Raw genomic sequence first — 23,013 nt, 5'->3', positions numbered from 1 at the left:
TTGATTATACTATAATGAGTTAATTCACCAAAAGGTTAACCGTCTTTCGAGTGCCGTCTCCTAGACTAAGGACCACCACATAGATCCCTGTCTGTGTTGGAGCAGTTAGACTGGTTTGTGAATCTGTAACTGAGACCGTTTGCATAAGCCTTCCGTTAAGGTCGATGATACTAATGGAAGCTCCACTCAGGGAGGCCTCATCAAAACTACAGTCAACCACAAATGTAGAGGATGCCCGAACCGGGTTAGGGATTAGCCTTACGCTTTTAGCAAAGTTCTCCCCAGACAATTCTAAAACGCAGGTGATGATCACTTCACCACTTTGGGTTGTGGCCTCCACATAATAACGTCCGCTTAAAGTTCCGTTTTCAGAATAATACTGCTTCGTAGCTCCCGCTACAGGAGCACCATCCTTATACCATTGATAACTCACAAAATCTCCGCTACTGTTATCAAAGACCAAAACATCATCCCAGTGCTGACGAATGAGTCCGTTTTGACTCACTAGCACCGTCTTTTCAACTGAGGTGGCCGGATGATGATTTTCATCGCCCGGTTGTTGCGCTATAATCGTTGTCGTTCCTGATGCTTTCGCTGACAATACGTTTCCTGTTACCTCGGCAATGGATGTATCTGCTACAGTATAGGTTACAGGCAGTCCGCTACTTGCCGATGCTGTTAATGAAACTTGTGAATCACTCTCACAACCAAAACTCAAATCCTGGCTCCAGGTAATTTCTTGGTCTGCTTTTACAATCTCAAAATCTGCCGATTCAAGGTGAAGGTCATAATTAATCCCAGCGCTTAAGTTTCCTAAAGTTATCGGATAATTGCCCGCATCTTCGCCAGTAGCTCGGGATAATGCTCCCGTTACTATTGCTATATCATCCCCGGTTACAAAACCGCCGGCATGATAAGTGAATTCAGGATCCGTCTCTCCGTAGACTTTTGAATTAGCATCAGCTGTGATATTTAGAATAGCTGGTTCGACAGCAAAGTCTGCGTTAGTGAAATTGATTGTATAACCGGATCCTCCGCTTAAAGTCCCCAGCTCGATAGCATAGGTTCCGACATCTTCCCCTGCAACGCGGCTAAGTACTCCACTTAAAATTGATTCATCGGCTCCGCTTTCAAAACCTGTTACCGTATACGTAAATACAGGATCTGCCTCGCCATAGGTTTTGCTTTGACCGGCATCTACGGTAATATCAAGTACGACTGATGTGATGTTAAAATCTGCACTGGTAAACTGAATAGTGTAATTCGTTCCGCCGCTTAAGGTTCCCTGCTCAATCGCATAGGTACCGACCTCTTCTCCTGGCACGCGACTAAGGGCTCCGCTTAAAATTGATTTATCCTCCCCGTTCTCAAAACCTGTTACGGTATACGTAAATACAGGATCTGCCACACCAAATATTTTGCTTTGACCGGCATCTACGGTAATATCAAGTGTAGCAGGTGAGATATTAAAATCTGCACTAGTAAAGTTTATATTATAATCAGATCCGCCGCTTAAGGTTCCCTGCTCGATCGCATAGGTTCCGACCTCTTCTCCTGCAACACGACTAAGTGTTCCACTTAAAATTGATTCATCGTCTCCGCTTTCAAAACCTGTTACCGTATATGTAAATTCAGGATCTGCCTCGCCATACGTTTTACTTGAACCGGCATCTACGGTAATATCTAGTGTGGCCGGTGAGATATTAAAATCTGAACCAATGAAGTTGATAACGTAATTAGACTCGGCACTTAAGGTTCCCTGCTCAATCGCATAGGTTCCGACCTCTTCTCCAGCTTCGCGGCTAAGGGCTCCGCTTAAAATGGATTCATCGTCTCCGTTTTCGAAACCTGTTACCGTATAGGTAAGTTCCGGATCAAGCTCGCCGTAGGTTTTGCTTTGACCCACATCTACAGTAATATCAAGTACGACTGATGTGATGTTAAAGTCGGAACTGGTAAACTGAATAGTGTAATTCGTTCCGCCGCTTAAGGTTCCCAGTTGAATTTCATAACCTCCAACGGACTCTCCCGCCACGCGACTAAGTGCTCCGCTTAAAATTGATTCATCATCTCCGTTTTCAAAACCTGTTACTGTATAGGTAAATTCCGGATCAAGCTCGCCGAAGGTTTTACTTTGACCGGCATCTACTGTAATATCAAGTGTGGCCGGTGAGATATTAAAAACTGAACCGATGAAATTGATAACGTAATTAGATCCGCCGCTTAAGGTTCCCTGCTCAATCGCATAGGTTCCGAACTCTTCTCCAGCTTCGCGACTAAGTGCTCCATTTAAAATGGATTCATCATCTCCGCTTTCAAAACCTGTTACGGTATAGGTAAGTTCCGGATCAAGCTCGCCGTAGGTTTTGCTTGAACCGACATCTACAGTAATATCTAGTGTGGCCGGTGAGATATTAAAATCTGCACTAGTTAAGTTTATGTTGTAATTAGATCCGGCACTTAAGGTACCCCGTTGAATCGCATAGGCTCCGACCTCTTCTCCCGCCACGCGACTAAGGGCTCCGCTTAAAATTGATTCATCGTCTCCGTTTTCAAAACCTGTTAACGTATAGGTAAGTTCCGGATCTGCCTCGCCATAGGTTTTGCTTGAACCGGCATCTACGGTAATATCAAGTGTAGCCAGTGAGATATTAAAATCTGCACTAGCTAAATTTATATTATAATTAGATCCCGCACTTAGGGTTCCCAGTTGAATTTCATAACCTCCAACGGACTCTCCTGCAGCGCGACTAAGTGCTCCGCTTAAAATTGATTCATCATCTCCGTTCTCAAAACCTGTTACTGTATAGGTAAATTCAGGATCTGCCTCGCCGTAGGTTTTGCTTTGACCGGCATCCACGGTAATATCAAGTGTAATTGGCATACTCTTGATACTGGTATCCACGACTGAAATTCCTGTATTCCCCACAGCATCTTCTAAGGTGGCAGTAAGGGTGATGGTTCCATCATTCAAACCACTTAAATCTATTCCTGATATTTGGTCGGTAGCGGTAACTATAACTCCCGATCCGGTAACAGGTGTGCCTCCGCTTGAACTAGTAAAAGTATAATTATAATCTGTTCCGATCTCCGCTCCCGAAAAGGTAAAACCTACATTCGATTGATTGGAGGCATTGATTTGATTTTGATCTATTAACACCGTATAACCTGAAGGAGCGACTGCGTCTATTAATAAATTCTGAGCGCTCTGAACATTCTGAAGCGTTAAATCTGCATCTACACCATCGTTTTGAATTGTTCCGCCATTAGCTTCTATTGTTGGGGATAGCGCTATCCCGTCTGTATCTTCATCTCCTGATTGAACCCAATAACGAAACACTAAAGTAGATGTACCGCTTCCTGAAACATATACTGCTAATCCGGTGGATGCTCCGATGGTTAGTGAAAGTTCCGGCATTCCAGTGGATACATCTACATAGACATCTTTATCAAAACTAACAATGAAATCCATAGTTTCCCCAGCTATATATGTTCCATCTGCCGGAACAGAAACACTAGTTACCACAGCCACTACAGGTTGAGAAACGATGAGTGTCGTCATCCCGGAATCAGATAAATTCCCACCGCTACCGGTATTTCCGTTATCATCGATGGTAACGTTCAAGTTTTGGTCAGCGGTATTTCCAAACTGATTTTGGAATTTCAAGTTAGATCCTGCTATATAGGCATTAATATCAGCTATTGCACCTGCAAGAGAAATTGACGAGCTGCCACTGCCCGAAATAATCACTCCTCCCCCAGTTGGGGCAAAAAGACTTCCAGTTACCACACTCATATCAACAGTAACACTTCCTGTTTCTGCATCTACATCAGAAAAACTAATACCAGTCAGTGCTGTATTTACATCCTCCGTCACAGTAATTGTAGCAGGCAGAGTCACTTGGGGAGCATCATTCACCGCTGTAATGTTCACGTTGACTGTGCCAATAAATATATCTTCACCACCACCGGCACCTGTATACCCGTTGTCATTTATTGAAACATCTACTGAACCGCCATTATAACCACTAAGATTTTCAGAAGGTCTAAAATAAATATTTGTAGGAGCATTAATATAATTGTTCAAATCAGTCAAATTCCCCGTTATTTGTAATTGACTAGTCAAGTGACCACTTAATGTAATTCCTGTTCCGGCAGCTACATCAAATATCCCTCCGGTAGCAGTCAATGTTAAAGTAAGCTCACCGCTTCCGGCATCAACATCGCTTACTGTCGCTGATGATATATCGAATGGATCCATTGTAGAATCTTCTTCTACTGTAATTTCTAGGGGTAATCCGTTAATAGTTGGGTCATCATTGACCCCTGTAATATCAAAGGTAACTGATGCGGCATTCGAATAGCCGGTACCATCATTGGATACAAATAAGATGGTAGCTGCATTACTGCCATATAGATTTGGATTCGGAGTAAATGTAGCTGCATCCAGTGCTGCATTGATATTTGCTAAAGTACCCGAAGCTGTAAAGTTAGTTGATCCGTTTCCTGAACTACTAAAGGTTATTCCCGAGGTACCTAGACTTAAGGTTCCTCCGGTTATTGTAAATGCTACGGTTTGATCATCCCCATCTTCATCAGTTATATGAATATCATCAGCCAGCTCTACATTACTTTGATCTTCATTAACTATAGGCGCTGAGGGAGATGTTGCTGTGGGAGCGGTATAGGTTTGACTAAAACCTTGTGTTAAGGCTATAAATAAAAAAAACAGGAAAAGAAAGTATCTAATTCTGGGATAGTAATATTGATCCATAATAGTTGGTGCGTTAGTTGGTTTTCTAGGTTAGGGGATAATGCAGTTCAAACTTAAATAGTATTTTTTTTGATTTGTTAAATTTTAACATTTAATATTTCATTTATAGACAAATAGACCCCTTTTATCGGTTCTATGACTAAAAAAGGCTTTAATCAAGGTTGATTAAAGCCTTTTTATGTTTTTCTAATCTTGTCCTTCTCTTTAAAAATGTACATTTTTTCGTTTCACATAACTCACATTTGATAAGGTATTTTCAGTGAGCATAATATCAGATTCATGAACGCTTCCAAGAGCATATTTCTTTTATGATGAAAAAATGTATAAAGAAACAGAAGAACCTGATTTATTGATTGTGTGATTTTATAATTGAATTTTTAATTTAAATTTGCCGATCTAAACCTTAATAAATATACTATGCTTAAAAAACTACTATTTTTAGGTGCTTTACTAACTGCGATGGCATCTTTTGGTCAGCAAGTGAACTTTGGTGTCCAGGCCGGTTACACCAATATGGAAGGTAAGTCTTCTAATTCTAATGAAGATGTCTCTTATTCCGGGAATTCATCCGGATTTTACGTAGGAGCTTTGGCTGATTTTACATTATCAGAAAGCTTTCATTTACAACCATCAGTAAACTATGCCAATGCAGAGGAAACAAATTTATTGATTGTTCCTGTAATGGCTCAATATTATATTGAAAACTCCGGATTTTATCTGCAAGCAGGACCACAAGCAACCTTTATGCTGGAAGACACCTCTATACAAGGAACAGACGTCCTGAACACCTTTGGTCTGGACCTAGCCTTTGGGTTAGGTTATCAGATAAATTCTAATTTCTTCGTAGAAGCAAAATATAGCTTCGAGCTTACCAACAGGTTCTCAAAGGAGATAAAAAACGCCGCTGATGCTCAAGACATGGACGTAGATTCACAAATTAACGCCTTAAGCGTTGGGCTGGGATATAAATTCTAATTCATTACAATATAACATATTCATAGGGAGGCCACGGGTTTCCCTATGAGTATATCTTTAAATCATACCATGCAAATCTCATTAAGTAGTAAAGTAATCAACCAAAAAAACAACCGTAACTATCATCCTTAATAGCTTTAATCAACTCATCTATTTGCGCTGATTTTGGAAAAGGCGCATAGTGCTGCCACTTCCCGCTTGCACGCATCCAATAGAGCTCCCACTGTTTTCGTGTTTTAATGAATCGAAGTTTTGCAAACTCTTGATGTTGAATTTCATCTGGATTATTCCATACCGGACGAATTTCAAAAAGAATGACCTCTTTGCCGTCGTAAGAATAGCCACAGTCAAGTTGATTACGAATTTCTAATTCCTTTGGGCGTAATGATTCTACAAAGTTTTTTTATGGTCGCTTCGTTAATATCCATGATTCTAGTTAGTAGTTCGTTTATTATACATTTTACGATCTTGCTTCCAAAGCACTAATACAATTTAACAGCGCTCTGTAATGATGATAGGTCGCTTTCCAGATATGCCCTTTCGGATTCTTTCTGCTGTTTGGACGCCGATCTAAGCCCCACTCATACCAACCTCCATGGGTATGATCCAACATATAAGAATCTACATAGATCCACAACTCCTTAAAACGCTTCTTATACTGATGCTCATCGTCAGGAAAATAAGAATCCATTAGCAGTAAGGTATTCAAGGCCTCTGCTTGAGACCACCAATTTTTATCACTGTTGACAATCTCCAGGCTATTGGAACCCTCGTAATAGTAACCACCGTCGTATAGCCCTCCAAGCTTATTATCCCAGCCGTACTCTAAAGCATGATCGACCATGGCTTTTCCAATCTCAAGAGTATACTGATGATCTTCCCGCTCCAAAGCTTCAGAGGCCTCTAACATCAAATAAGCAGTTTCAACATCATGACCAAAGGAAACATGATCAAGATAATAATGCTTTGCTATAGTTTCCTTAGAAGTATCCTTAAAGGACAAAGGAGTCCAATCCTCCAAAAAGAAAAGGTTCATATAGTGATCTTCACTTACGATGGTATCACGGATTAAAACCAAAAGTTCTTCCAAGCGTTGTTTTAATAATTCATCCGGCCAAACGTGGTATAGTTCTGTAAAAGCTTCTAACAGATGAATGCTGCTGTTTTGATCCTTATAACCAATCTCCGAGGTGGATAGAAAACTTGCGTCTCTTTTAATAGGTGTTCCATCCAATTCAAGAGATTGATAATAGCCCTTATATACCTTGTCATGGCTGTTTTCTTCAAGCCAATAAAAGGTTTTTTTAGCAAGATCCAGTGCGTCTCGATTCCCAGAGGCCTTGTAATATGCAGCCAAGCCATAAATCCCGAAAGCATTGCCATAAGCAGTTTTTTGAGGTCTTTCATTTTGAATTGGCACCCCTTTTTTATTGACGAGATCATAAAAACCACCATGCTCAGCATCCCACATTTTGGATTTCAGAAACTCAAAACCATGGTCGGCGTAGGCTAGAAAACTACTGTCCTTGTAAAAAAGAACGGCCTTCGAAGTGGCCCAAATATGCCTTGCCTGGGTTACGATCATTTTATCTTGTTCGCTACCCACCTTGAAATCATATAAGATTTCACTAAAATAACCACCATCTTCATAATCCAAAACCAAGGGATACCATTTATCCATTAGCTGCGATGTAGCCTGGTATTTCATTTGTTGAAGGATTTGAGCCTCGGTAGTAGGAATTTCCTGAGCTACTGTATTTGATACGCACAGTAGAGCTAATACGATTGTAAATATTTTCATGAGTTGGCTAGTTTGCCATAAAAATAAAGGAAATTCTCTAACGGTGACTTGGATAAACAACTTAATGAGGATTTGTGAAATTCATTCCCGGATTCATTTCACATAATTTAGAAGTCTAGGTGTTCCCAGTATGTTGATATACCCTAAAAACAACTGTGATTTTTTGTTATATTTGATATATATGTTGTGTTTTTCAGCATTAATGCACTGAATTACATCATGTTAACTGATAGGTGTTTTGTTTTTTTACCTAATTAATTATCAACCATCTGATTATAATGACAGTATATTCTGGAGGTAGCTTAAAAGTGAAATAAACTATTGCATAAAAATTAAGTGATAGTAAACTAGAAATCCTTGTGATGGGAGCTGATCCCGGTCGAACAGAGTTTCTCTTAAAGAGAAAAACCTAAATGAGAGTCGGTATTTACATTAGAGAACATATACTTTCATGATGCCAGTAAGAAGCTCGAACGGTTGGACTGCATAGTTGTTTAATAATGGTGATAAGTAGTCAAGGAGTTCTTCTTCTCCTAAATTTATTAGTAATGGATTGCTTGGGAGAATAAGAAGACTTATGGACACTTTTAAGAAAATTAAAAAGAAACAAATCATACTTTTTAAATCAAAAAATAAAATGCTCTATTCGGTTAATGCGATATTCAAATAAGAAAATACGATTCATCTTTATAGTTAAATTTTTGTTGTTTAGTGTTATTACATATTCTCAAAACACCATTATAAAAGGTCGTGTGATTGCCAATGAAGAAAATCTCTCCGAAATTCATGTTTTAAATATAAGTTCCCAAAAAGGGGTTTTAACAGATAGAAATGGATATTTTGAAATTCCGGTTGGACTCAATGACATCCTATTATTCTCATCTATTCAATTTGAAAAAAAAGAAATAAAAATTGATGCAAACATATTAAAAAACGGGTCTTTAGATGTTTTATTAGAAAAGCAAGTTGTGGAGTTGGAAGAAGTGATTTTAACTCTTGGAAACCTTACTGGGTCATTAGAAGAAGATATTCAGAACATTGAAATTGAGCCTGAAGTTTCTTCTAAAACATTAAGTTTACTTAATGCTGGTGTAAATGTGAAGACACAAAGTGAAAGAAGATTATATACAGCGCGGACATGGGACTTTAGAGGAGCTGCTGTGAAAATAGATCCATTAATTAATGCCATTTCCGGTAGAACAAAAATGCTTAGAAATAGAGTAAAGCTGGAAAACAAAACCGCAAAATATAATAAAGTGTTTGAAAATTATAATGATTCATTGATGGCAATAAAACTAAAAATACCGGTGGAAAAAATTTATGATTTTTATTATTATTGTGGAATGGACTCTACCTTCGATTCTGTTATTAACTTGAATAACAAAGGTCAACTGTGGATGTTCATAATAAAGAAAAGTGAAGAGTATAGAAAAAACAATAGTCTTTTAAGCAAGTACAAATGAAATTCTTCCAACGAATTTCAAAAACAATGTCCTCCGAGAATCACAAAACCTTTCTCTATAGCAAAGTACATCGAAAGGCTTATGTGAATTATTCTATTTCTTAATTGCCGTTACTTCCACTCACCATGAGCAGGATAAGCCCTCTTATACTGATCAGGCCATTTTTCAACGCTATTGCCTTCAAGGACATGAGCGGCATAGAGCGGAAAATAAGGATTCCGAAGGCTCGCTCTGGCAATAAGGATAAGGTCAGCTTCCTCTTTTTGCAAAATATCCTCTGCTTGTTGTGGTGTATTTATAAGTCCTACAGCAGCAGTAGGTATCCCAGCCTGTTTTCTAATTTCAGCCGCAAATGGAACCTGGTAATTGGGTTCTGCTGGAATATCAGCCAAAACATTACCCCCGGTAGAAGTATCGATAAGGTGGACACCTAGGGATTTAAGCCTAATGGCAAGCTTTACGGAATCTTCCAGACTCCAACCTCCTTCTGTCCAATCCGTAGCGGAAATACGAACCAGTAACGCCCTTTCTTTTCCCCAAACTTCCTGTATGGCCTGTACCGCTTCAAGGGTAAAACGCACTCGGTTTTCAAAACTTCCACCGTACTGATCGGTACGCTTATTGCTCAAAGGAGAATAAAACTGGTGTAATAAGTAACCATGAGCAGCGTGTAGTTCTATAACATCATAGCCAGCTTCCAAAGAACGCTTTGTCGCTGCTTTAAAGTTATTCAAACAGTCCTTTATATCACTCATGGTCATCTCTTGAGGAGCAAACTCCTCTGAGCCAAATGGAATTGATGAAGGCCCTTTGGTAATCCATCCATTTTCATCCTCAGGAGCTATTTGTTCTCCACCATCCCAAGGTTTTTCACAACTTGCCTTTCTGCCGGCATGAGCTAATTGTATTCCAATTTTACTTCCCTGTTGATGTACAAAATCTACAATGCTCTTCAATGGCTCAATCTGCTTATCTTCCCAAAGTCCAAGGTCCCCATAGCTAATCCTTCCTTCCGGACTAATTGCAGTAGCTTCCTGAATAATAAGTCCGGCGCCGCCAACTGCCCTGGAGCCCAGATGAACCAGGTGCCAGTTATTAGCCAGTCCGTCTATGGCCGAGTATTGGCACATCGGTGAAATAACAATTCGATTTTCTAATGTAGTATCCCCTAATTGATAAGGGCTTAATAATAATGATTTAGAACTCATAATGATGTTTTACTAGAATTAATTTAATCTCAAAGTTTAATACAAATGATTTGGAATGCTCCTCACTCTAATCAATTTCAATTACAATTTTGCCAACTATATTTCCAGACGCTAAAAGCTCATGAGCTTCCTTTATTTGATCAAACTTAAAACTTTTAAAAATGTAGGGGGATATAGTGTTTTCTTGTAACAACTTAGCAATAATTTCCATATCTCGACCACTGGAAAAAACCGACATAAAATAACAGGCCTTCAAGTTTTTTGCAATTGCTGCTTTTTTATCATCTTCGGTTAAACCGGAAGGCAGGTTAACAATTGTTCCATTATTTCTTAATACGTTAACCGAACGTTTGAAATTTTCATAACCAACTGTTTCTAAGACGAAGTCAATATTGTTTAACCGTTGTTCAAAATTTTCATTTTTATAATCAATATGCTCATCTGCTCCAAAGCTATAAACAAATTGCTCATTCTTACTTGATGATGTACCTATAACGTAAGATCCCATATATTTGGCAATTTGAACGGCAAAATGCCCTACTCCACCTGATGCCCCGTGAATTAATACTTTATCATTCCTTTTTAACTTTCCAAAATGATTAAATGCTTGCCAAGCAGTAAGAGCAGCCAAGGTACTTGCTGCTGCCTCGGAATGTGATATGTTTTCGGGTTTAAGTGCTAAATGTTCTGCCGGTACTGCAACATACTCAGCGTAAGCCTTACCGTGACCTACGAAATTTACCATTCCAAACACTTCTTGACCTATTTGTAAGTCGGTGACATTTTTTCCGATCTTTTCTATAATTCCACAAATGTCCCATCCTAAAATAATTGGGTTATAGTCTTTTAAATTATTTGCCAAAGCTTCACCCTGTCTGGTTTTTATATCCACCGGGTTAATGCTAATCGCTTTGGTTCTTACCAACACCTCATTCTCGGAAATTTCAGGGATCGGGATTTCTGTTAATTTCAAATTTTCAACGCCTCCAAAGTCCTTTAATACTATTGCTTTCATTCTTATTTTATCTATAGTGCAAATTTAAACTATAAATACGCTGATAGATCGGTATAATTTTTACCTAAATAAGTATGTTTGCATTATGAAAAGAGAACATATTGAAAAGCCGGTTGTTGTTATGTATGAAAAGGTTGACCAGTGCCCTATTAAGGACAGGCTTTTCAGCTTCTTCCAGTTGGTCTATGTGATTTCAGGAGATGGTTTTTATATCATTAACGGAAACAAACAAAGATATGAGCCGCAAAACCTTTTCTTAGTAACGCCGAATGACTCTCATACCTTTGATGTGATTTCAACTACCGAATTTCTATTAATCCGCTTTAATTACGTCTATCTAAACGAATACCGATGGAAGAACATCGATCATCTTGAATGCTTACTGGGTAATGCACGTAATATGAATAGCAATATTTTAAATTTGCAACCAGATCGGGTTTTGGTAAAGTCTATTACCGAATCCATCTTGAACGGTATAAAATTCCCCGATATTTTTAATGAGGAATTAACTAGACATTTAATTAATTCATTGCTCGTAATAGTGGCCAGAAACTTATCAAAATATCAATGTGAAGGAATTGATAGTTCAGATAGCAGGTTTATAGGTATTGTCAATTATATACAGCAAAACATATACGACCCAAGCCTACTGAAAGCCGATATAATTTCTGAGGAATTCCATATTTCCTCGAATTATCTAAGCCGTTTTTTTAAATCTCAGAGTAATGACACCATGCAAGGATATATTGCAAAATATAAAATTAAGCTTATTGAAAACCGACTTAAGTACAGTGATATGCGCATTAATGAAATAGCCTATGAATTTGGATTTACAGACGGGAGTCACCTCAATAAATTTTTTAAAAAGCATAGTGAGATAAGTTTATCCGATTACAGAAAAATGTAAGTCCGATATAAAGAAGGCCAACTAAACGAACCATATCATTATAGACATTAGAAAAAAGCAGACAGCGAAAGGAGCAACGAAAATTAAAATAACGATTTACAGCCTATAAACAGCTTTGTTATTTTCAAAACCGAAGGTGGCAAAGTAAATATTGATGTTTTTTATCAAGATAAAACGCTTTGGTTAACGCAAAAACAATAGCTGAACTCTTTGAAAAAGGACGTTCTACCATAACGGAGCATCTTAAAAAAATATTTGACGACGGTGAATTGGATGAAGCTTTAGTATGTCGGGATTTCCGACACACTGCCGAAGACGGCAAAACATACCAAATCAAATATTACAATTTAAGAGCCATAACAGCGGTTGGATACAGGGTCAACTCACAAAGAGCCATTGAGTTTAGAAAATGGGCAACTGAAATTTTGCACGAGTACATCATCAAGGGTTTTGCTATGGATTATAAGCGCTTAAAGCAAATTAAACATTATGGAGAAGATTATTTTGAAGAAATGTTGGAACGAATCCGAGAGATTCGATTAAGTGAAAGACGTTTATACCAAAAAAATCGCAGACATCTATGCACTATCAGCTGATTATGACAATAAATCGGAAATAACCCAGCATTTTTTCGATTCGGTTCAAAATAAACTTCATTGGGCAATAACAGGAAAAACAGCTGCTGAGATAATCTATACAGAAGCAGATGCTACCAAAATCTATATGGGCCTAAAAATTTGGAAACAAGCCCCTGACGGAAAGATTTTAAAAAGTGATGTAACGATTGCAAAAAATTATTTGAATGATGAACATTTAAAAGCTTTAGAAAGAATAGTGACTTCTTATTTAGACCTAGCAGAAAATAGAGCGAGAAACAGGCAGGTAATGAATATGAAAGATTGGGACGGCTTTTTAGTTCAATTTTTGGAATTGGCAGATTATCCCATTTTAAAAGACAAGGGCAAAATATCAATGTTGGAAGCAAAGCTAAAACCCGAAAGTGAGTACGATAAATTTCGTGTGATTCAAGACCAAAATTATGTTTCCGATTTTGATAAGGAAATGGAAAAATTAATAGGCAAGAAAAATAATGGTGAATGATGAAGTATCGTTAGTTCGCAGATTTTCCTCAATTTGGGGAATGACACAGAATTTTGTTTTACACTCCCAGTTATTTTGATAAATGAGGCAAAACATATTTACTCTTCCCTATTAACCGGCGTTTCTTGCATTTTGTTTTACTTGTTCCCAAGTAAAGGATTTGCTTTCGCCTTTTAAATGAGCTTCTCTGCGTATATCAATCATACGATATTGTTCTTCGCTTAACATGAGTTCCTGCTCGTGGTTCTGATAACTTTCAGCCAATGCCTTTATCATTTTTAAAAGTCTTATATCTGCTGTGTTTATATATTCCTTGACGGTATTTCTTAATCCCTAAAAAAGAGCCAAAAAGAAATGCCTAGTAAAGAAGAATTAGTCTTGAGATTCAAGCCTAAAAGCAAGACAATAGACTAAACCATTTAAATTCAAATGATTCGCCTATTGTCTTAATGCTACTGAATAATCTACTTGGAGATTATACTAATTTCATGTTTACAGGATCCCATTGAATAATTTTTTTGTCAAAATAGCTTTCGTTACAAGCCAGTGATGGTGCAGCAGTTCTAAATCCGAACTCTGCATCTTCCACTACTGTTTTACCTGTACGAATAGCATCAAAGAAGTTAGTAAAGTGATCGACGTGAGAGCTATATCCTTGAGGTGCTTTAAACACAACATCCTTAACCTGTTTTCTTTTGGTTTGCTCCTCAGTCCATTTGGCTTTATAATCTTTGGTGAGTTCTTCCCGCATACTTTCAGAGAAGGTAAACAAAGAATCATATCCGCCAAATCCGGGCGCTTCAGGCATAATGCTGTGTTTAACTGTTACATTGTCCCCATCGATACGCATTAGTCCTTCTGAACCGATAACTTCAATAACTTCCTTTGGACCACCTCCACTTATAAAGTTAACTCTAAGGTTTAGCTGGAATGCAGGGTGCTGCTCACTATCCGGATACTGCATAACCCCGGACATTACATCAGGCATATTACGACCATCTTTCCAATAACTGAATTGACCGGTACTATAAATAGACTCAGGCCCAAGAGAATTGGTGACAAAGTGTGTTCCGCTAAGTAGGTGTACATACAAGTCTCCGGCTACCCCGGTTCCTAATTCTTTATAAGCACGCCACCAGAAGAATTTCTTGGCATCAAACTCCATTTTCTCGGTTACCTCAATAAAGGTTTCCCAATCGGTAGTTTCTGCATTAGCATCATTTGGAATGGTGTATTGCCAAGCACCGATGGAGCTTTGTCTGTCATAAACTGCACTTACCATATTTAAATCTCCAATTTCACCGGAAGCTAATAGTTCTTTTGCCTTGGCATACCCGATACTACTCACTCTTTGACTTCCAACTTGGAACACTTTTCCGGAAGCTTTGGCAGCTTTAATAAGCGGCAATCCCTCCTCTATTTTGTGAACCATTGGTTTTTCAATATACACATGCTTTCCTTTAGCCAAGGCATCATGAGCAATCTGCGCATGCCATACATCCGTAGTACAAATGAGTACCGCATCAATATCTCTACGGTCCAAAATGTCTTTATAATTTCTGGTGGTAAATATCTTTTTCCCGAATTTCTCTTTAGCATTTTGAATTCTTCCGGTATACAGATCACAAATAGCTACGAGTTCCACACCAGGCACTTCTAGAGCAGAATTTAAATCAAATTGACCTTGTACCCCAAAACCTATAACACCGATACGGATCTTATCGTTAGAGGTAAAAGGACGGTCATAACGCATAATACGCTCTTCTGCTTTCTCCTGTGCTGCAGAGGAAGTAAAAGGAATGGCTGCTGATACTAAGGTAGTAGCCCCTATTTGACGTAAAAATTTTCTTCGTGCGTTTTTATTATTCTTCATGTTTATTATTTAATTGTACAATCTTAATTTACTGAGTAGCTTATAAAAGCTATTTTATTACTGTCTGGACTCCAAGAGGGAACATTAATGGTTCCTTGTCCTCCCAAAAACACCGGGGTGATATCCTTAATTTGTTTTGTCTCTAGATTCATAAGGCGTAATTTCACCTGTTTTCCAAAGGGGTGGTTTTGTTTTTGATCCAAAGTATAGGCAATGTAAACGATCCACTTTCCATCAGGGGAGGGATGCGGAAACCAATTGGAATATTTATCAAAGGTTAGCTGCTTGGGTTCTTCTCCACTTTCCAGCATACGCCAGATTTGCATATGCCCAGTGCGATACGAATTAAAGTAGATGTATTTTCCATCAGGAGAATATTCCGGACCATCGTCAAGACCTTCATCTGTAGTAAGTCTTGTTTCTTCTCCCCCTTCTACTGAGATGGTATATACATCGTAATTACCATTGCGCTCGGCGCAATACGTTAGTTGTTTCCCATCCGGTGACCATCCATGCCAGTAGGATGGCACCTTTGAAGTAATCTTTCTAGGCTCTCCTCCTCCTATCGGCAATACATATATAGCAGACTTATAGGACTTGGTAGAAGGATCAGATTCATCATTATGGCTTATTGCAAGCCATTTTCCATCAAAAGAAATCCCGTGATCATTATTACACTGATCGGCAAACCCGGTATTGAGTAATTCTAATTGCTTGGTATTTAAATCCAAAGTGTAGAGTCTACCATTGCTATTTACAATCAGGTAATTATCAGGATGCCAATTGGGCGCCTCAAAGTGGTTATTTGTAATTAGTACGGTGTCTATCTTAGCTGTTGAAATATCCACGGTTAAAATATAACTGGTGGTATCAATATCTTTTTGAGATTGTTTATATGCTTGTATGGGTTGCTCGGCTATTTGCCATTGGGATTTATCTTCCGATAAGCCTGTAATAGCTATGGTATCTTTCGGATATTGGGAATAAAGTGTAATACATAAGAATAAGCTAGCCAGAGCCGAAAACCAATGCTTTGGTGAACATCGATTACTACTTAATAAGCATACCGGACTTTGAAATGGTTTAGTCATTTTAGATTCATTGGCTCATGCAGGATTTAAATATACAATGATTTTCTAAAAAATGGTAATTGACTTATCATTATCATTTTAAATGTTTCAAATGGAGATACTTTAACAAGGGTTTAGCTTTCTTAATAAAGTTAGCGGGAAGACTATGACATCCTATTATTTTTGATTAACATCAAATAAATTAGGAAAACAAAATTTTGCAGAGAGGGCGTGTTTTTTACTCCCTCCCTTTTATTCTCAATGTTTTTCACCTAAGTTCTTTCTATCTACATTGTCATAAATATATAAAACCTGAACAGGCACATTTAGCGTTCTGAATACGTTTACTATCCTCAATAAACTTATGCGTGAAAAAATAGGTAAACCCGAAGATTTTTTATTTTTCTTTTTTGAAATTATACCATAAGTGATACGAAAATCACCCAATTCAATATGCTTTTTCATTTCAGGATGAGACTCTACAAGTTTTATTAATTTGTCTTTAGCAATTTTTTCTCTCCTTAGTAACTCTACAGAGTTTACTCCCTGATTAAACAGGTGGCTTAGACTTGTAGAACGAGTTGACACCTTAATATGAGCTAATTCTAAACAACCATCATACACATAGATTAAATCACAAGGTTCTATTCGATATTGGCCATTTATAGATATATTTTGTTTATCTAAACATATAACATCATGATTATCAGCCTCTACCTTTTTATTGTAATCATCTTCTCGTTTGTGTTCACATTGATGAAGATAATCATGGGTATCGATAAATAAAGGATCCAATTCATTCGCAAGTTTTTGAATGAAATCCCTGTCAATTTGATACCATTCACCTTCGCATAAATGATATACGTTTCCTTCAAACTCACAGTCATACAATAAACTTTTGTAAATAGAGAACTCTTTTATTGGAGTATTATTTTCGTTACAAATTTGTAATTTATGTTTCAACAAATCCTTGATCTCTTCAATTTGAAAAACCCCTTTTTCTTGAAGATACTCTCTATATCCCATTATATAAACATCCAAAAATTCAAGTCTGGAAATACCAGCACCTAAATATTTTATTTTATAATCTGTCTCATAATCAAAGATATCCGGAATTGCTAGAACTAACTCCATTGGCGCTGGATCCTTATTAAATGCATCAAGTAATCTTATGTTTAACTCAGTTAGAATTTCTGGATCCTTAACTGGAACTATGCTTAGTAACTCCGGAAAATTAGTTTTATAATCTTCTTTTCTATAAATTTCTATTAACGATTCACACAACCCTGTTATTTCATCAGCTTGGGAATTTGATGATACCCTCAAGTTGGTTCCGCCAGTAATATTCTTAAACAAACTACTATATTCATTTTTTACAGAGCCTGTCATTTTTTTCAAAATGATTTCATTACTATTTAATGAAAAAAAAGGTAACTCTGAGCCTATTGGGCTTTGGATACGTTGCCTTTTAGCATCTTCTGGTTGAAGGATGTCAGTTGATTTTATTTTTTTTGGGTCTAAAGCGTTCAATGTCGTTTTAATCCCAAAATCATATTCAAAGGCAACATCCTTTAACTGATGATATGTAGAACCGAAAGTTAGAGCAATCCAATTTTCGTGTACTTTCAAAAAGACTAGCGCACCTTTTAGAGATTGTCTTAGATCCATATTGATACCCCAATAATCTTTCCACCAAGGTGAAATAGGTGGTTTATTGGAAATATACATAACAGCCATTTTAGGAAGTTTAGTATTATCACCATTTCGTATAGGTGTTAACGAATGGTCATCTTTAAGAGAATTATTAGGTGTAAAATTTTCCTTTAGCAGGAATATTGAAAAAGATCTACTTTTTGCCATAATATATTGTTTTAGTTGTATTTAGATATTATTTAATCTAACTATTCTTAACTTCCTTATCAGTATTTAAGACAATTAATTTATCACCAGAATTTTCTATCTTTCAAAAAGCATAATACAGAAACATCGCAAGTATTGAACTGAATATAAAAACATTAAATCAATGCCTAATTACTATTCGGGACTGAATTCTCCTCCTCCGATCTAATTTCCTACGTGAAACCTAAACGCCTTTAAAAACGACCAAGAATAGATATCGGTTGTTTTACGTTTTCTCCCAATTAACCGTCGCTAACGAAATTAATTAATAAAAAGAGATAAGCATTACGGAAAACCAGACTAGGAAGCACCCTTTGGTAATTAAAAGCGTCTTACTAAAAACACTAATCATGACCAACTCAATTCCACTACTAAAATCTAGGTTAACCCTATATTTTTCTATTTTCTTTATTTTAGTTTTCACCTCCCGTGATAATGGAGTTGACAACAACACCGAAACCGTGAATACTGCTGGGGATATTCAGTGATAGTAGCAAACAATACTCCATTGATAAGTGCATATGGGTCGCAACATGAAATACGTTCCACAAGATTTTGGATTGAATCCGAAAGCGTTGATGAAAACAGTTTCGATACTAAAGTCCCTATTCAGTCGCTATATCGCAAAGCAATAGGTGAAAATTACAGAATTAACTATGTGTACAAAGACTCAGAAGGCAAAAATCAGTACTTTCAATTTGATCAGGGCAGTCTCGCTGAAAAAGGAGGAATATTTTACTACACAAACGATGTTCTAACATTTATGGATAACGATAGCATTAATATAAATTACATACATTTTCCAACTGTTAATTTTAATACTTAACATTTGGTGCTAAAGAACCACCCGGTGCGGGTGGTTTAAAATATTGGATTGCACTTATTTAGGTTCAAAATAATAAAACAAATCTGTTTTGTAATCTTCATCGGTATCATGGAAATAATTAAAGATCATTACCTGAAGCACTTGATAATCAACATTCTCATAAATCCATCGAAATGGCAAGACCCGAATGATTTCTTCATGAATTTCTTCATGAATTTCTTTAAGTGTTTTCTAAACAGTAGTTTCAGTGGTCTGCAGTGTAGAAGTCACCGGGAAATATAAATAATCGAACACACAACTATCCGAAAGTTGAAAATCAAATAGCCTGAAGAATCCCATATTTTTTTCCGACAAAAATAAATTTTATGGCTCCACGTCTTTTTATTATTGGTTTTAACAACTACTAAATTAGTATTCATTTTAACAGTTAAAATTACTCCGATCCCTCCAATTATTTTATAGCAAGATACTCCACATTTTGAGCACCTATTGCCTTCTATCAGGTATTCAAAACATATGCAAAACTTTGAACATGCTTTGAACAGCGCTTGTTCAGCGCAGTCATTTAAATTATCCTTAAAATTGGACATGCTTTTTACCAAAAGGCAATTATTGACTTACATGCTTTGATGTTTTTCACTTCAAATTTCCAAGCACTAATCCGTATAAACTATACCAACTAAAATGAAACATCTACAACGATTTCGCCCTTTTTATCTAACTGCAGTTTTACTATTATGTTTAAGTACAAACCTCATAGCACAAGTAAAAATATACCAGGGAACCGAAACTATTCCCACGTATAAAATGGGAGCAGATGAAACCAGTCCTGTTTTTTACACCGGACGGGCAGTTCAAGGAGCGGAGGGTCGGGTGTATCCATATCCATCTCAAACCAATTTAGGAAGCGCGCTTGTCGATACCGAATATGAAATGGTATACTTGGAAAATGAGTATATCAAAATTAAGGTTCTGCCTGCTTTCGGCGGTCGTTTATTCTCTGCGATAGACAAAACTAACGGACACGAATTATTCCATACCAATAGTGTCATAAAACCGGACCTGATCGGAACCCTGGGAGCTTGGGTCTCAGGTGGTATTGAATGGTGTTTCCCACACCATCACAGAACTACCACAATGCTACCAAGTGATTACAGAATGGTTAAAAACGATGATGGCAGTGCTACAATTTGGATAGGAGAAACAGAGAAAACTATGGATATGCGTGGGGTTGTCGGTGTGACTTTGCGCCCCGAGCGTTCCTATATAGAGGTTGATTATCGCATTAACAACACTAGTAGTTCAACTCAGAACTTTCTTTTTTGGGCCAATGTTGCCATAACGGCAAATGATGACTTTCGTACATTTTGGCCTCCTAGCAATACTATAGGAGTCTATCATAATAACACAAGTTTTACAGAATGGCCTATCTCACAGCAAAACTATATTGGGATTGATTATACCAAAGGTGTAGATCTTACTTGGTGGAAAAATCATCCTAATCCGGTTTCTATCTTCATGTGGGATGCTAAGCAGGGGTTTATCGGTGGTTATGACTACGCCCAAAATGCAGGGACTGTACATGTAGGTAATCCCATTAAAAATCCTACATCAAAATTATGGCAGTTTGGTCCCGGCTTACAAGGTCAAAACGCCAGAAGAAAACTTACCGATGACGGTAAAGCTTATGTAGAATTAATGACCGGCACATTTTCCAACAATCAGCCCGATTACAGTTGGATACTTCCTAACTCCGTCAAAGACGCAAAGAATTATTGGTATCCCGTTCGGGATCTTGAAATTGTAAAGAATTCCAATAAAAAAGCAGCTATCACCTTACAGATGCGTAATGATAGTACCGTGTTTTACGGATTCAATACCACCGGAGCTTTTAAAAATGCACAGTTCATTTTAAGAAACGAAAATCAGGTACTGGTAAAAAAACGTATTGACATTGCTCCTGATAATCCCTTCACAACCACCTATAAAGGGAAAAGCAAGTTAGATGAGTATAAACTTCATCTCGAACTTATGGACAACAATGGAAATGTATTGATATCATATGCTCCCGTTAAATCTCAAAAACCTGAATTACCCAAAACTCAGGAAAAGGTTAAAAAGCCACAAGAGCTGGAATCTGTGGAAGACCTGTATCTGACCGGACGATTTGTTCAGCAGTTCAAAAGAGCTGGAATGAATCCTGATGATTATTATTTGGCGGCTTTAGAAAAATCCCCAAATGATTATCGGGTGAATATCGCACTTGGTATTCGACGTGTGAACCAAACCAAATACAAAGAGGCGCTTTCCTATTTTCAAACTGCGGCAGACAAACTTCAAATTAAATACTACCAACCTAAAGAAGGTGAACTCTATTATTATATGGGAATTGCCCAAAAAGAATTAGGGCTTAATGAGAAGGCGTATGAGAACTTTGGACGTGCTACCTGGTATTATCAGTGGCTTTCCTCGGCTAGTTTCCAACTCGCTCAATTGGAATCTCAAAACGGAAATTATGAAAAAGCACTGGATTTTATAGAAGCGGCCTATTCAACAAATACTCAAGATGGAAGAATCTCTGTTTTGTATAGTGCCCTTTTGAGAAAATTAGGGAATCCTGAAAAGGCTACAGCATTAATTGATGCTTTGTTGGCCTATGACCCTCTAAACTTCAATGCGCTTTATGAAAAAAGTATTTTAGAAGGGAATCCTACACTTTTAGGGTGGCATAAGAATATGCAGGATGTAGAGAATAACTATTTAGAAGTTGCCACACACTATATGAATGCGGGCTTACTCGAAGAAGGAATTGCACTTTTATCCGAGCTTAAAAAACCAAAGAACCCGTTAATCTCATATTACCGCTCTTGGTTCTATACCAACTCCAAAGATGCGGATATGGCGGATAAAATGCTGAAAGTGGCAGAGAAGGCTTCTTTAGACTATGTCTTTCCGTATAGAAGAGAGACAGAAAAGGTACTTCAACAAGTTTTAGAACGCCACCCTAACGATACTAAGGCAAACTATTTATTAGGAAACTTATTATATGATAAAAGACCTAATGAGGCTATGGCGCACTGGCAGAAGGCCGCCGAATTCAACAGCTCTTTTGCCATGGTGTGGCGGAACCTTGCCTTTGGTGCCTTTCATCTTCAAAAAGATGCTGACCAGGCTATAGCCTATATGACTAAGGCTATCGCTTTAGACCATTCATATCCGCTTTGGTATGCTGAGCTATCTCAATACTATGAAGCATCAGAGCAAGACTATAAGAATATGCTCAGCATTCTGGATGAAAATCTGGACGTGGTTAAACAGGATATTGCTGCTGTTAAGACTTATGTCCAGCTGTTGAATTTAACCGGCCAGTACGACAAGGCCATCAGTTTTCTGGAAACACATCACTTTAGAACTTGGGAAGGTGGGAGACAAACCTACTGGAGTCATGTAAACGCCAATACGCTAAAAGCACTAGAGCTTATCAAAGATAAGCGCTATAAGGCAGCGATTGATCACTTGAATCAAGCATTGGTGTATCCGGAAAATCTTGAAGTTGGAAAACCCATGCACGATGAAAAAAATGCAATGATTTATTATTTCATTGGTATGGCATATCAATACCTCGGAAACTCCAAACAGGCTACCTCCTTTTTCAAACAAAGTGTATCCTCTGACAATGGTCCGGGAATGGCGGATTTGCTTTATTTCCAGGGAAGAGCCTTAGAAGAATTAGGACAATCCGATAAGGCAAAACAACTTTATGAAAAGCTGATCGCCAAAGGAAAAGAACTAAGAAGAGGAGATTCTGATAACATATCGGTCGGTGTTCAGGCTACCCAAGCAAGCAAAAAAACGCTGTCGTATTCCTTTTACCTGGAAGCACTTGGTCATCGTGGATTAAACCATTCAAAACAAGCCCGGGAACTATTGAAATCATCGATTGCTAATTATAAAAACAACCTCTGGGCCAGGGTAATGATCAGCAATGATTTAACTAAATAAGCATCATGTATCATTGAAGCTCAGTGTGGAATTAACCCTCAACTACTTATGCAGCCCCATGAATTCAATTACATAACAATCTAAACTATTTAATTAATT

The 23,013-nt window shown here is 37.6% G+C and carries 15 protein-coding genes and 1 pseudogene; 7 read left to right on the top strand and 9 right to left on the bottom strand.

The features are described 5' to 3' along the window. Positions 1-19: 19 nt before the first annotated feature. Positions 20-4,774: an MBG domain-containing protein gene (locus tag ACN0TV_RS02020; protein WP_417359602.1), complete on the bottom strand. Its 4,755-nt coding sequence runs from the start codon at positions 4,772-4,774 to the stop codon at positions 20-22. A 417-nt stretch (positions 4,775-5,191) separates the two neighbouring features. On the opposite strand from ACN0TV_RS02020, the gene ACN0TV_RS02015 reads away from it, so the two are divergent. Then, positions 5,192-5,749 (top strand): porin family protein, encoded by a 558-nt coding sequence (locus tag ACN0TV_RS02015; protein ID WP_417359601.1) that lies wholly within the window; start codon positions 5,192-5,194, stop codon positions 5,747-5,749. 97 nt (positions 5,750-5,846) lie between these two features. Here ACN0TV_RS02015 and ACN0TV_RS02010 read toward each other — a convergent pair whose 3' ends face one another. Together ACN0TV_RS02010 and ACN0TV_RS02005 are read right to left on the bottom strand one after the other, a co-directional pair. Further along, positions 5,847-5,957 (bottom strand): DUF3024 domain-containing protein, encoded by a 111-nt coding sequence (locus ACN0TV_RS02010; RefSeq protein ID WP_417359599.1) that lies wholly within the window; start codon positions 5,955-5,957, stop codon positions 5,847-5,849. Between the two features lie 252 nt (positions 5,958-6,209). Next, positions 6,210-7,550 (bottom strand): AGE family epimerase/isomerase, encoded by a 1,341-nt coding sequence (locus ACN0TV_RS02005; protein WP_417359597.1) that lies wholly within the window; start codon positions 7,548-7,550, stop codon positions 6,210-6,212. A gap of 752 nt (positions 7,551-8,302) precedes the next feature. Here ACN0TV_RS02005 and ACN0TV_RS02000 point away from each other — a divergent pair. Next, positions 8,303-9,013, top strand: a complete 711-nt coding sequence (locus ACN0TV_RS02000; protein WP_417359595.1) for a carboxypeptidase-like regulatory domain-containing protein — start codon at positions 8,303-8,305, stop codon at positions 9,011-9,013. 110 nt (positions 9,014-9,123) lie between these two features. On the opposite strand, the gene ACN0TV_RS01995 is transcribed toward ACN0TV_RS02000, so the two are convergent. After that, on the bottom strand, positions 9,124-10,221 hold the full coding sequence (locus tag ACN0TV_RS01995; protein WP_417359594.1) for an NADH:flavin oxidoreductase/NADH oxidase: 1,098 nt from the start codon (positions 10,219-10,221) through the stop codon (positions 9,124-9,126). Positions 10,222-10,288: 67 nt separating this feature from the next. Beyond that, positions 10,289-11,236 carry an NADP-dependent oxidoreductase gene (locus ACN0TV_RS01990; RefSeq protein ID WP_417359592.1) on the bottom strand — a complete coding sequence of 316 codons (948 nt, stop codon included), beginning with the start codon at positions 11,234-11,236 and terminating at the stop codon, positions 10,289-10,291. Between the two features lie 85 nt (positions 11,237-11,321). Between ACN0TV_RS01990 and ACN0TV_RS01985 the strand changes: the two genes are divergently transcribed. Both ACN0TV_RS01985 and ACN0TV_RS01980 read left to right on the top strand, forming a co-directional pair. Continuing rightward, a complete protein-coding gene (locus ACN0TV_RS01985) occupies positions 11,322-12,143 on the top strand; it encodes an AraC family transcriptional regulator (protein WP_417359590.1) in 822 nt (273 codons plus the stop codon). 105 nt (positions 12,144-12,248) lie between these two features. Beyond that, a pseudogene (locus tag ACN0TV_RS01980) lies at positions 12,249-13,244 on the top strand (virulence RhuM family protein). 111 nt (positions 13,245-13,355) lie between these two features. On the opposite strand, the gene ACN0TV_RS01975 reads toward ACN0TV_RS01980, so the two are convergent. From ACN0TV_RS01975 to ACN0TV_RS01960, 4 genes are all read right to left on the bottom strand, one after another. Then, entirely contained in the window at positions 13,356-13,520 is a 165-nt protein-coding gene (locus ACN0TV_RS01975) for a hypothetical protein (protein ID WP_417359588.1), read from the bottom strand. Between the two features lie 199 nt (positions 13,521-13,719). Further along, positions 13,720-15,117, bottom strand: a complete 1,398-nt coding sequence (locus ACN0TV_RS01970; protein ID WP_417359586.1) for a Gfo/Idh/MocA family protein — start codon at positions 15,115-15,117, stop codon at positions 13,720-13,722. Between the two features lie 23 nt (positions 15,118-15,140). Continuing rightward, the gene (locus ACN0TV_RS01965) at positions 15,141-16,208 is read right to left on the bottom strand and encodes a TolB family protein (protein WP_417359584.1); all 1,068 of its coding nucleotides are present in this window, start codon (positions 16,206-16,208) and stop codon (positions 15,141-15,143) included. A 237-nt stretch (positions 16,209-16,445) separates the two neighbouring features. Next, complete coding sequence (locus tag ACN0TV_RS01960; RefSeq protein WP_417359582.1) at positions 16,446-18,047, bottom strand: DUF6119 family protein; 1,602 nt, start codon at positions 18,045-18,047, stop codon at positions 16,446-16,448. A 389-nt stretch (positions 18,048-18,436) separates the two neighbouring features. Between ACN0TV_RS01960 and ACN0TV_RS01955 the strand changes: the two genes are divergently transcribed. The 3 genes from ACN0TV_RS01955 to ACN0TV_RS01945 all read left to right on the top strand — a co-directional run bounded on the left by ACN0TV_RS01955 (position 18,437) and on the right by ACN0TV_RS01945 (position 22,914). Continuing rightward, positions 18,437-18,574: a hypothetical protein gene (locus ACN0TV_RS01955; RefSeq protein ID WP_417359580.1), complete on the top strand. Its 138-nt coding sequence runs from the start codon at positions 18,437-18,439 to the stop codon at positions 18,572-18,574. Between the two features lie 20 nt (positions 18,575-18,594). Beyond that, entirely contained in the window at positions 18,595-18,912 is a 318-nt protein-coding gene (locus ACN0TV_RS01950; protein WP_417359578.1) for a hypothetical protein, read from the top strand. A gap of 684 nt (positions 18,913-19,596) precedes the next feature. Further along, the gene (locus ACN0TV_RS01945; RefSeq protein ID WP_417359576.1) at positions 19,597-22,914 is read left to right on the top strand and encodes a DUF5107 domain-containing protein; all 3,318 of its coding nucleotides are present in this window, start codon (positions 19,597-19,599) and stop codon (positions 22,912-22,914) included. Positions 22,915-23,013 lie beyond the last annotated feature (99 nt).

Source organism: Galbibacter sp., assembly GCF_048266365.1.
Classification (GTDB): domain Bacteria; phylum Bacteroidota; class Bacteroidia; order Flavobacteriales; family Flavobacteriaceae; genus Galbibacter.
This window is presented reverse-complemented; position numbering and strand designations above follow the sequence as displayed.

Coding starts and splice junctions, on each gene's coding strand:
- ACN0TV_RS01955 (WP_417359580.1), top strand. CDS start 18,437: ATGACCAACTCAATTCCACTACTAAAATCTAGGTTAACCCTATATTTT.
- ACN0TV_RS01960 (WP_417359582.1), bottom strand. CDS start 18,047: ATGGCAAAAAGTAGATCTTTTTCAATATTCCTGCTAAAGGAAAATTTT.
- ACN0TV_RS01970 (WP_417359586.1), bottom strand. CDS start 15,117: ATGAAGAATAATAAAAACGCACGAAGAAAATTTTTACGTCAAATAGGG.
- ACN0TV_RS01995 (WP_417359594.1), bottom strand. CDS start 10,221: ATGAGTTCTAAATCATTATTATTAAGCCCTTATCAATTAGGGGATACT.
- ACN0TV_RS02020 (WP_417359602.1), bottom strand. CDS start 4,774: ATGGATCAATATTACTATCCCAGAATTAGATACTTTCTTTTCCTGTTT.
- ACN0TV_RS02015 (WP_417359601.1), top strand. CDS start 5,192: ATGCTTAAAAAACTACTATTTTTAGGTGCTTTACTAACTGCGATGGCA.
- ACN0TV_RS02010 (WP_417359599.1), bottom strand. CDS start 5,957: ATGCGTGCAAGCGGGAAGTGGCAGCACTATGCGCCTTTTCCAAAATCA.
- ACN0TV_RS02005 (WP_417359597.1), bottom strand. CDS start 7,550: ATGAAAATATTTACAATCGTATTAGCTCTACTGTGCGTATCAAATACA.
- ACN0TV_RS01990 (WP_417359592.1), bottom strand. CDS start 11,236: ATGAAAGCAATAGTATTAAAGGACTTTGGAGGCGTTGAAAATTTGAAA.
- ACN0TV_RS01985 (WP_417359590.1), top strand. CDS start 11,322: ATGAAAAGAGAACATATTGAAAAGCCGGTTGTTGTTATGTATGAAAAG.
- ACN0TV_RS01945 (WP_417359576.1), top strand. CDS start 19,597: ATGAAACATCTACAACGATTTCGCCCTTTTTATCTAACTGCAGTTTTA.
- ACN0TV_RS01975 (WP_417359588.1), bottom strand. CDS start 13,520: ATGATAAAGGCATTGGCTGAAAGTTATCAGAACCACGAGCAGGAACTC.
- ACN0TV_RS01965 (WP_417359584.1), bottom strand. CDS start 16,208: ATGACTAAACCATTTCAAAGTCCGGTATGCTTATTAAGTAGTAATCGA.